This is a genomic window from Gemmatimonadales bacterium (genome assembly GCA_030697825.1).
GTDB lineage: Bacteria > Gemmatimonadota > Gemmatimonadetes > Gemmatimonadales > JACORV01 > JACORV01.
Map to the genome: position 1 here is coordinate 1 of JAUYOW010000116.1, position 8,775 is coordinate 8,775.

General features: G+C 69.3%; 14 protein-coding genes. 7 read left to right on the forward strand and 7 right to left on the reverse strand.

What is annotated here, in order from left to right; genetic code table 11:
* Nucleotides 1–197: 197 nt before the first annotated feature.
* Nucleotides 198–323, forward strand: a complete 126-nt coding sequence (locus Q8Q85_06010) for a hypothetical protein (protein MDP3773806.1) — start codon at nucleotides 198–200, stop codon at nucleotides 321–323.
* A 307-nt stretch (nucleotides 324–630) separates the two neighbouring features.
* On the opposite strand, the gene Q8Q85_06015 is transcribed toward Q8Q85_06010, so the two are convergent.
* The 3 genes from Q8Q85_06015 to Q8Q85_06025 are packed head-to-tail and all read right to left on the reverse strand — an operon-like array spanning nucleotide 631 to nucleotide 2,139.
* The gene (locus Q8Q85_06015) at nucleotides 631–1,143 is read right to left on the reverse strand and encodes a DoxX family protein (protein MDP3773807.1); all 513 of its coding nucleotides are present in this window, start codon (nucleotides 1,141–1,143) and stop codon (nucleotides 631–633) included.
* Between the two features lie 47 nt (nucleotides 1,144–1,190).
* On the reverse strand, nucleotides 1,191–1,658 hold the full coding sequence (locus Q8Q85_06020) for a MarR family transcriptional regulator (protein ID MDP3773808.1): 468 nt from the start codon (nucleotides 1,656–1,658) through the stop codon (nucleotides 1,191–1,193).
* 58 nt (nucleotides 1,659–1,716) lie between these two features.
* A complete protein-coding gene (locus tag Q8Q85_06025) occupies nucleotides 1,717–2,139 on the reverse strand; it encodes a hypothetical protein (protein MDP3773809.1) in 423 nt (140 codons plus the stop codon).
* Nucleotides 2,140–2,236: 97 nt separating this feature from the next.
* On the opposite strand from Q8Q85_06025, the gene Q8Q85_06030 reads away from it, so the two are divergent.
* Genes Q8Q85_06030 through Q8Q85_06045 form a run of 4 tightly spaced genes read left to right on the forward strand, consistent with a single transcriptional unit; the run spans nucleotide 2,237 to nucleotide 4,023 of the window.
* Complete coding sequence (locus Q8Q85_06030; GenBank protein ID MDP3773810.1) at nucleotides 2,237–2,767, forward strand: hypothetical protein; 531 nt, start codon at nucleotides 2,237–2,239, stop codon at nucleotides 2,765–2,767.
* The gene (locus Q8Q85_06035) at nucleotides 2,764–3,492 is read left to right on the forward strand and encodes a hypothetical protein (GenBank protein ID MDP3773811.1); all 729 of its coding nucleotides are present in this window, start codon (nucleotides 2,764–2,766) and stop codon (nucleotides 3,490–3,492) included. Before Q8Q85_06030 ends, Q8Q85_06035 begins: the two co-directional genes overlap by 4 nt.
* Nucleotides 3,489–3,623, forward strand: a complete 135-nt coding sequence (locus Q8Q85_06040) for a hypothetical protein (GenBank protein MDP3773812.1) — start codon at nucleotides 3,489–3,491, stop codon at nucleotides 3,621–3,623. The genes Q8Q85_06035 and Q8Q85_06040 overlap by 4 nt, the downstream gene beginning before the upstream one ends.
* Nucleotides 3,624–3,630: 7 nt before the next feature.
* A complete protein-coding gene (locus tag Q8Q85_06045) occupies nucleotides 3,631–4,023 on the forward strand; it encodes a calcium-binding protein (protein ID MDP3773813.1) in 393 nt (130 codons plus the stop codon).
* A 188-nt stretch (nucleotides 4,024–4,211) separates the two neighbouring features.
* On the opposite strand, the gene Q8Q85_06050 is transcribed toward Q8Q85_06045, so the two are convergent.
* A complete protein-coding gene (locus tag Q8Q85_06050) occupies nucleotides 4,212–5,090 on the reverse strand; it encodes a glycerophosphodiester phosphodiesterase (GenBank protein MDP3773814.1) in 879 nt (292 codons plus the stop codon).
* On the opposite strand from Q8Q85_06050, the gene Q8Q85_06055 reads away from it, so the two are divergent.
* Both Q8Q85_06055 and Q8Q85_06060 read left to right on the forward strand, forming a co-directional pair.
* Complete coding sequence (locus Q8Q85_06055; GenBank protein ID MDP3773815.1) at nucleotides 5,071–5,484, forward strand: DUF2784 domain-containing protein; 414 nt, start codon at nucleotides 5,071–5,073, stop codon at nucleotides 5,482–5,484. The genes Q8Q85_06050 and Q8Q85_06055 overlap by 20 nt on opposite strands.
* Before the next feature lie 225 nt (nucleotides 5,485–5,709).
* Nucleotides 5,710–7,080, forward strand: a complete 1,371-nt coding sequence (locus Q8Q85_06060) for an MFS transporter (GenBank protein ID MDP3773816.1) — start codon at nucleotides 5,710–5,712, stop codon at nucleotides 7,078–7,080.
* Nucleotides 7,081–7,155: 75 nt separating this feature from the next.
* Here the strand turns inward: Q8Q85_06060 and Q8Q85_06065 are convergent, their stop codons facing one another.
* The 3 genes from Q8Q85_06065 to Q8Q85_06075 form a co-directional block, all read right to left on the reverse strand.
* Nucleotides 7,156–7,434: a hypothetical protein gene (locus Q8Q85_06065; GenBank protein ID MDP3773817.1), complete on the reverse strand. Its 279-nt coding sequence runs from the start codon at nucleotides 7,432–7,434 to the stop codon at nucleotides 7,156–7,158.
* Nucleotides 7,435–7,614: 180 nt separating this feature from the next.
* Nucleotides 7,615–8,037 (reverse strand): secondary thiamine-phosphate synthase enzyme YjbQ, encoded by a 423-nt coding sequence (locus Q8Q85_06070; protein MDP3773818.1) that lies wholly within the window; start codon nucleotides 8,035–8,037, stop codon nucleotides 7,615–7,617.
* A gap of 67 nt (nucleotides 8,038–8,104) precedes the next feature.
* On the reverse strand, nucleotides 8,105–8,775 hold a 671-nt coding region (locus Q8Q85_06075; protein ID MDP3773819.1), incomplete at its 5' end, for a cation:dicarboxylase symporter family transporter.

Sequence of the window (8,775 nt, forward strand, 5' to 3'; positions counted from 1 at the left end):
GGGAGAGCAGCAGGTTCGCCGCCCCGCGCTCCACGCCACGGACACGGATGAGGTCGTCCGCCGTAACGGTCGGCTGCTCCAGGGCCGCTAGGGCACTCAATGCTCCGCGTTCGGTTTCGCCAAGCCCGCTGGCCAATATCGCCATTATGTATCTTCTTAGTGCCTGAAATAGCTTATTGATTAATGGCGCTAAGTAGATGCGGCAACCCAACATCCTGCTGCCCAAACCGTTGGGACATTCGGTCGGCACGCAGAGGCAACGGATGGCGCTGGTGGTTCGTGGCGGGGATTTCGTCGCGGGGATGATCGTCTACCTGGAGTAGGAGGGTCGCGGCGGTGCGCGCGTTCTACGCGCCGGCGGTCGAACGGGCAGGGTCTCTTCGTCCACCCGGTATCGGACCCCGCGGTGATCGCCGGGAACGGGACCATCGGCCTCGAGATCCTGCGAGGACCTGCCGGACGTGGACGCGGTGCTCGTGCCCTACGCGTCACGGTCCGTCTCGCGCCGGTACGGCCACCCGCCCGCCCGCCGGCGCGCCCGCCCGCCCGCCGCCGGCCCTGAGCCTCAGGCGATAGCGGCTTCGGGCCTCGCGTCCGGGCCCTGGCCTCGCATCCGCATCAGCGTCAGCATCAGGACGCCGCCGCGCCCGTCCGTTCCGGCGCGCGCCGCACGGCGACGATCAGCAGCGCCCCCGCGATCGCGGCACCGATGGCGACCCGGGCGATGGCGTCATCCGTCAGCCAGAGCAGGCCCAACACCCCGTCGAGCGAGAAGTCGCCGGGCCCCGTGAAGGCCAGCACCAGCACCCCCATCCCGTAGAGCATCGGCATCTCGATCCCGTTGCCGGTCACGAAGAAGCCGTTGCGGACGTGGACCGTGAGCGCCGCGACGAGCATCACCAGCAGCATCGCCGCCGGTCCGACCGGCCCGAGAAGACCGAGCGCCAACAGCAGGCCACCCCCGGTCTCGCCGAACCCCGCCGCCAGCGCGAAGAGGCGACCCGGGCGGAGGCCGAGCATCTCGAAGAACTGGCCGGTGCCGGCGAGGCCGTGACCCCCGAACCAGCCGAAGAGCTTCTGGGCACCGTGCGCGGCCAGGCCCAGACCGAAGAAGAGCCGCGCGATCAGCAATGCGGTGTTCATACTCGACCTTTCACTACTGAAGCATCAGAGCCGAAAAAAGGCCCGCGCTACTTTAGCGCGGACAGCGCCCGCAGGAATGCCGCGCGTGCGGTGACCGGCACCTTGGCTGCCACGTCGCGCTGGATCTCCGCCACCACCACGGCCCCAGCGGCCTCCCGCTGGACCCCGAGGGCGGTGAGCACCGCCCGCACCGTCCGGCGATCGGCGGGATCGTCCTCGCGGCGCACCAGCCCATCCGCTTCCAGGCGATCCACCAGCTGCGTGACGTTCGAGCGCACGCAGCTCAACCGGCCGGCAAGGTCCGTCAGCGTCAGCGGCCCGGCCGCCGCCAGCTGCTGCAGCACCCCGTACTTCGCGGGCGAGAGACCGTGCACGCCGAGCGCCGCGTCGAGCTGGTCCTCGACCTCGCGCGCCGCGTGGATCAGCGCCCACAACATCGCTGGGCCGGGCCCCGCGCTCTCCTGGGCACCGGTGGGCTGGGTGGCGGTTGCCGGCGCGATTCGAGATTGCTTCATTGCTGAATAGTACAGCACTGGCCGCTCCAGTCAAGCTCCGGGCCCCGCTGGCTCCTGGTTAGGGCTCCCCTACGAACTCGACGAGGATCTGCGGCACCGAGAGGAAGTGCCGGTCGAGGGTGGGCACCGGTACGCCGTGCTCCAGTGGCCGCACTCGGGGTTCCATGTCCACGATGCCGTGTGGGTGCCGGACGACGACCGCGCCTTCGCGCGCCGGCTCGCCCGGTACTGCGCTGGCCGTCCTTGAAGAGCGCCACCTGGGGTGACGTGGGACCCATACGTGCACTCCACCCGGGATGGAATGGTCATGAAGATCGACCATCACGATCGTGCCGTGATGGAGGCCGGAGTTCTCCCAGGCTGAGAGGGACACAAAGATCGTAAGCTGATTGACGTAGCCGGTCTGTGGGTCCCGGTCCTCACCAACCTGTATCTCGATGTACGCATGTTCCGCGAGCTCGCCGAGAAGAGCTCGCCCCATGGCGGTCGGCGCGGCCGCGTCTACCGGCCCGTAACTTGACTACCGAGGCGATATTCGGTATTCTAGAATACAGAACATACGCTAAGCGGAGACGTAAATGATTGCTGACCGTGCTGTTGCACTCAAGCCGATTGACGTCCCTGTGGCCTTGCAGCTCGCTGGCCACCCTGAGGAGAAATACGCCGCGCTGAGCGCCGACCTCGGCGTCAGCGCGAGTATCGTTCACGCCTCGGTCCGGCGGCTTCAGCTGGCCGGCCTGCTGCGCCCCGAGAGCCGATCCGTGAACTGGTTGGCACTGCGGGAGTTCCTCCAGCACGGTCTTCGCTACGCGTTTCCGGCCAGGCCCGGTGCACCGGCGCGCGGCGTCGCGACAGCCCATTCAGCCCCGCCCCTGGCAGATCACATCCTATCCGAGGATGTGCTCGTGTGGCCAGAGATGAACGGGTCTGCTCGGGGACGATCCCTGACTCCCCTGCTCAACAGCGCCAGCGGGCTGCCCGAGCGGTGTCCCAGCCTGTACGAGCTGGTCGCGCTCGCGGACGCGATACGGGTCGGCAGGGTGCGGGAGCGCCGGCTTGCCATGGATGCCCTGGAAGCACGGCTGGGTCCGGAGCCGCGCGCGACGTGAGCGTCACCAGCCGCCGGCATCCCGCGCTGGCGCAACTCGCCGCGGTTGCGGCGGCGCTGGGCCCGCTGCGGGATCACGTTGTCTTCATCGGTGGCGCCATCGCCCCGGCGCTCCAGACCGACCCTCCCTTTCCGCGCGCGCGGCCGACTTCCGATGTGGACGCGGTCGCGATCTCGCCGACGTACTCGGACAGCCACCGACTCTCGGAGGAGTTACGAGCCCAGGGCTTTCGCCGCGCCGTGGGCGATACTCGGAACGCACATCGCTGGTACTCGCCCGACAACATCGCCTTCGACTTGGTGCCCGCTGGCCACCAGCTCGGTGCGAGCGGCAGCGGGTGGGACAGCATGGCGAGCGCCACCGCGGTCGAAGTCGAGCTCGAGCCCGGCCTGATCATCCGGCACGCATCGGCCCCCGCTTTTCTTGCTCTCAAATGGGCCGCGCATGATGACCGGGGCCGCGCCGATCCGCTCGCGAGCCACGATCTCGAAGACATCCTGGCACTGCTCGCCTCGCGCCCGATCATCCGAACGGAAATCGGCGAGGCGCCGCTCGCGATTCGAACCTACCTCGCCGATCGGGCGCGGGCTTTCCTGGACGACTCCTACATGGAAGACCTGCTCGCCGCGCACCTCAACAACGCTCAAGATCCCTCCCGGGCCATTGCCGCCGTGCGCGAGCTGATCGAGTGGATGGCGTCCAACCCGCGGGGATCCGCCCTGTGACGCGAATGCAGCCGATTGGGGAGATCCCGATGGCCGAGATCGCGGCGGCGCGCACCCTCCGCATGGCGAGAGACTACGGGTGCGCCGGCGTCGTCGTGGACGCCGGTGCGCGACGACGCGAAGGCACGTGAACTGCCCGTGACGCCCGGACACTCCGGGGAAGACCCGACGCTGCGCAAGCCCAGGAACGAGCCGTCGAGCCTGGGGAGGCGAGGCCACCGGTGGCCGCCGTCCAAGCGGCGACTGGAGGAGCTCGTCGAGGAGGCTCTCGTGGATGCCTACGGCGAAGCCGAACAGCGCACGGGGCTCTTCACGATGATCGAGGAGCATCTCGCACTCCCGTTCGAGACCGAGGTGCTGGGCGTGACCGTCACGGTGGAGCGGATCGATCTCACGGACGAGCTCGTCGCCATCTGCCGCCGCGGGAAGCAGCGGCAGCCGATCGCGATCCTGGACCTGCCGCTGCCGAGCCCGCCGCCCGCAGGCGCCGAATGGATCGCGGCGTACCGGTACTGGGCGCGAGGCATGTGAGCCCGAGATCAAGGAGCGAGGACCGGCACTACGAGCTCCAGGCGATCAAGCGTCCCCTCGCTGGCCGGCTCGCTTGTCGTCTCGTTGCGCCAGATCGCGGAGGCGATCCGGCTGCTCGTCGAGCGGAACCGGGTCGTGGCCGAGGGGGCGGGCGCGGCGCCGGTGGCCCCGGCGTGGACCTCCGTGCCTCAGCCTCGGGCCACGCGTGCTCGCGCGGCCAGGATCGCCGCCGGCCTGTCCGTGATGATCCCTGAGGCGCCGCGACGCCACAGCCGGACGGCCGTGGCGGCGTCGTTCACCGTCCAAACGTGCACGGGACACCCCAGCTGGCGGGCCGCCGCCACGAACCGGCGCGTCGGCACCGGGAGCCCGTGATAGCGGACTGGCACGGCGAGTATGCGGTAGCCGACCGGGTCCAGTTTCAGCCCGGCTAGCGAGCGGAGCCACAGTCGCGCGATCTCCGGGCGGGAAGCGCCGCGCCCGAAGGGCGGCCCGCTGAACGCCTCGAGCGCCGCGGGATCCTCCGCGGCCACCATGCAGCGACCGGTCGCCCGCTGGTCCACGAGCGACCGCCGCACCGCGCCCTGCGCGCGCGGGTCCTTAATCTCGATGATCAGCGGGACCTCGGCGAGCTCCTCCAGCACTTCCGCGAGGAGCGGCACCTGCACCCCGCGGCCGCGCCACGGGAACGTGCGCCCGCCGTCGGGCGTGAAGTGCGCCCCTGCGTCCGCCGATCTGAGCTCCGCGGCGGTGTGCGCCGCGACCAGACCAGCGTGGTCGGTGGTCCGTTCCAGCGTGGCGTCGTGGATCACCACCGGCACGTCGTCGGCCGTGCCGTGCACGTCCAGCTCGATCGCCTCGGCGCCCTGCGCGAGCGCGAGCGCGAACGCCTCCCTGGTGTTCTCCGGGGCGTCGGCCGAGGCGCCCCGATGAGCGATGACCGGCCGGCGTGAGAGATCGAGGAGCGGGTTCACCGCGCGCGACAGTGCGAACGGACGGCATGCATGCGCGGAATTTGACGCCGCATCGAGGTCCGTGCATAGTGGCATGAACCGCTCGTCGCCCATGCGCTACCTCCTCCTCGCCCACCTCCTCGTCGTCGTCCACCTGGCGTTCGTCGTCTTCGTCGTTCTCGGCGCGCTCCTGGTCCTGCGCCGGCCGCGCGTCGCGTGGGTCCACGTCCCCGCTGCGCTCTGGGGCGTGCTCATCGAGTTCGCAGGGTGGACCTGCCCCCTCACGCCGCTCGAGAAGTCGCTCCGCGACCGCGGCGAAGCGGTGGGTTACCCGGGTGGCTTCATCGAGCACTACCTGCTGCCGCTCCTCTACCCGTCGGGGCTCACGCGCGGCACGCAGGTCGTGCTCGGCCTCTTCGCGCTCACGGTCAACGCGGCCGTCTACACCTGGCTCTGGCGGCGCGCGGTCGGCGCGCGCCGTAGCCACCCCGGCGCGGCGCGCTCCTAGCGCGCGCTCTCGTAGTCGCGCTCTACCTCGCCGGCGTGACTCTCGCCGGCGGCCTCGAGGCTTTGGCCTCGGCCCCGCCGATCCGGCGCCCGCCTGCCGCGGACCCGCTGGGGTGGTTCAATCACTACACCGGCCAGGCCAGGTGGCGCGCCCTAGCGGGCGGCCCCGCGGAACGCGCGCTATCTTCGTCCCTCGATGCCGGACCGCCACGCAGGACCCGCAATCGTGCTCCGCCCCGATGGCGACTTCGAGGTGACCCGGAGCGCCTCGCGGCTCGAGCGGTGGAGCTGGGCGCTCTACGACTTCGCCAATACCATCTTCTCGATGAACATCGTGACCCTGTACTTCTCCGTCTGGGTCGTGACCGACCTCGGGGCGGGAACCGGCGGCTACGCCGTGGCGTCGAGCGTCTCGTCCCTGCTCGTGGCGCTCAGCATACCATTCTTGGGCGTGCTCTCCGACGAGCGGCGGCGCCGCAAGCTCTGGGTCGTGTGGTTCACGCTCCTCTGCGTCGCCTCCACCGCGCTCCTTGGGGTCGTGGGGGAGGGCGCTGGGCCCGCGAGCGGCGTGCTGCTGCCCGCGCTGGCCATCTTCGTCGTGGCCAACTACGCCTACCAGGGCGCGCTGCCCTTCTACAACGCGATGCTGCCGGAGCTCGTCCCCGCGGCGGAGCACGGGCGCCTCTCCGGCTTCGGCACCGCGCTGGGCTATGTGGGCTCGATCGCCGGGATGTTCTTCATCGCGCCGTTCTTCAACGGCGCCTTCCCCGTGCTCGGCCCACTCCCAGAGGGCGCGCTGCAGGTGCTGCGGCTGGTACCGTTCACGGAGGAGCCCGGCCGCGCCGCGACGTTCGTCCCCACCGCGCTCGCATTCCTGCTCTTCTCCTTGCCGCTCTTCGTGGTCTGCCGGGATCACGTTCCCGTGCCGCGCGCGGCTTGGCCGCCCACCACGCGGGCACGTCCGTTCCGCCAGGTGGCGCGCGCGCTAGTGGACACGCGGCGTCATCCGGGGCTGTTGCGCCTTTTGCTCGCCTCGCTCTTCTACCACGACGCCATCGGCACCGTGATCGGATTCATGGCGGTCTACACCGTCGTAGTGATGGGCTTCCGCGAGGGATCCGAGGTGACGCTCTTCGTCGTGCTCACGATCCCCTCGATCATCGGCGCGGCTGTCATCGGCTGGCTGTGCGACCGGCACGGCCCCAAGCGCACGCTGCTCGGCGTGCTGGTCGGCTGGACGGCGCTCCTCGTCGCGGTGATCGCGGTGCAAGGGCAGGCACAGTTCTGGCTCGTGGGCGCGATGGTCGGGTTCGTCTTCGGCGGGATCTGGACCGCGGAGCGGCCGCTCCTTCTTTCGCTCGTACCCGACGCAGAGGCGGGACGCTATTTCGGGCTCCTGGTGCTCTCGGCGCGGACGGCGGCCGTCGTGGGGCCGCTGGGCTGGGCACTCATCGTCGAGGTCCTGCTCGGCGCAAGGAGTCCCCAGCTCTCCTACCGCGTGGCCATCGGCACGCTGGTGGTGTTCATGGCGATCGCCGCGTGGCTGGTGGCCGGCGTGCCGGACAGGCGGTCGGCCCCCTCGCCCCCAGAGCCTTAGTTTGCCATGTCGGAGGCACCTTCCGCCGCTGGAACTCCGCGCGCGGTAAGAGGCCCGCCGTGGACCGAGTGGTTCCTAGGTTCCCGCCCCGATCTTCCTGCGCTGGAGCCTCGTCACGCCGACGAGGCCCAAGAGCCAGTCGAACGGACCTCCCGAACACCGAGCGAGACCTTCGACCGCCGAGCCAGCGGCGTAGGATGCGCGCAGAACTCGACCCGCGCCTCGCCCACGACGAGCGAGCGACGCCGCTGACGGCTCGCCCATCGCCGCCCGCAGATCCTCGAGCCTGAACACCGCGTGCGTGGCAAGGAATCGGTTGGTGCCGAAGGCCGCAGCTTGACGTTCTGTGCTCATATGAGGTAACAGCTACCCCTTGTGAACACATGATGTCAACTCCTGGCGCCCCGCGCTGGTGGCTCGTCGCGGCAATGAGCGTGAGCGTCTTACCTGCTGGTGTACGTGGGGACCTGCATCGTAGTCGTCCGTATCGGTGCGCGGAAGCCGGAGCCGGCGCCGGTCGTGGAGTGAGCGGGCTCACCTATCCCCCATCACCTTGATGATGACCCTCTTCCGCCGCTGGCCGTCCCACTCACCGTAAAACACCCTCTGCCACGGCCCGAAGTCGAGCTTCCCCTTGGTGATCGGCACGATGACCTCGTGTCCGACCGTGAGGCTCCTGAGGTGCGCGGCCGCGTTGTCCTCGCCCGTGTCATTGTGTTTGTACCGCTTCGGGTCCCACGGCGCCACGGTGTTCTCCAGCCAGTGCAGGATGTCGTGCCACAGCCCCGACTCGTGGTCGTTCACGAACACCGACGCGCTGATGTGCATCGCCGAGACGAGGACGAAGCCTTCTTTCACGCCGCTCTTCTCGACCTGCTCCTCGACCTGGTCGGTGATGTCGATGATCTCTTGTCTTTTCTTGGTCTCGAACCAGAGGTAGTGCGTGTGTGCGGTCATCTCTCACCTTGCCTCTCTCTTTCTCACCTCATCACCTCATCACTTATCTCCAATCGCCCATCACGTATCACCCATCACCTATCACTTCCCCTTCTCCCCTCGCAATCACCGCCGCGCAGGTCTGGTGCCCCACGGCATTGAGGCCGGTCCGGAACATGTCGGGGATGCGATCCACGCCCAGCAGCAGAGCGATGCTCTCCACCGGCAGCCCCACGGCCAGCAGCACTGGCGCCGTCGTGAAGACCGTCGCCGACGGGACGGCCGCCACCGAGAAGGTCATGAGGAACGACGAGAAGACGGCGACGGCGAGAAGTGTTGCGGACAGGTGGATTCCGTAGAGCGACGACACGAACACGACCGCCGCCGCCTGGTAGATGGCGCTCCCCGGGCGGTTGAGCGTCGCCGCGAGCGGCACCACGAAACTCGCCACCGCCGGCGAGATCCGAAGCGTTCCGACTGCCGACTGCATCATCGTCGGCAGGGCGGCCATCGAGGAGCAGGTGGTGAACGCCACCGCCGTTCCCGGCGAGATCGCCCGGGCGAACCAGCCGAGCTTCACCCTCACGAAGAGCCGGGCCGCCGCGCCGTAGCCGAACCACGCGAACAGCGTGGTCGCGACCACGATGGTGACGATGAACGCCGCGAGGCTGCGCAGCACGTCCAGCCCGAACCGCGCTGCCACCGCCGCCGACAGGCACAGGATGCCGACCGGCGCGAGGAACATTATCCAGCCGACCA

Excerpts from the sequence above, each read along its gene's own strand:
- Q8Q85_06015 (MDP3773807.1), bottom strand. The coding sequence starts at position 1,143 with ATGAACACCGCATTGCTGATCGCGCGGCTCTTCTTCGGTCTGGGCCTG.
- Q8Q85_06070 (MDP3773818.1), bottom strand. The coding sequence starts at position 8,037 with ATGACCGCACACACGCACTACCTCTGGTTCGAGACCAAGAAAAGACAA.
- Q8Q85_06020 (MDP3773808.1), bottom strand. The coding sequence starts at position 1,658 with ATGAAGCAATCTCGAATCGCGCCGGCAACCGCCACCCAGCCCACCGGT.
- Q8Q85_06030 (MDP3773810.1), top strand. The coding sequence starts at position 2,237 with ATGATTGCTGACCGTGCTGTTGCACTCAAGCCGATTGACGTCCCTGTG.
- Q8Q85_06025 (MDP3773809.1), bottom strand. The coding sequence starts at position 2,139 with ATGGGGCGAGCTCTTCTCGGCGAGCTCGCGGAACATGCGTACATCGAG.
- Q8Q85_06065 (MDP3773817.1), bottom strand. The coding sequence starts at position 7,434 with ATGAGCACAGAACGTCAAGCTGCGGCCTTCGGCACCAACCGATTCCTT.
- Q8Q85_06055 (MDP3773815.1), top strand. The coding sequence starts at position 5,071 with ATGAACCGCTCGTCGCCCATGCGCTACCTCCTCCTCGCCCACCTCCTC.
- Q8Q85_06050 (MDP3773814.1), bottom strand. The coding sequence starts at position 5,090 with ATGGGCGACGAGCGGTTCATGCCACTATGCACGGACCTCGATGCGGCG.
- Q8Q85_06010 (MDP3773806.1), top strand. The coding sequence starts at position 198 with ATGCGGCAACCCAACATCCTGCTGCCCAAACCGTTGGGACATTCGGTC.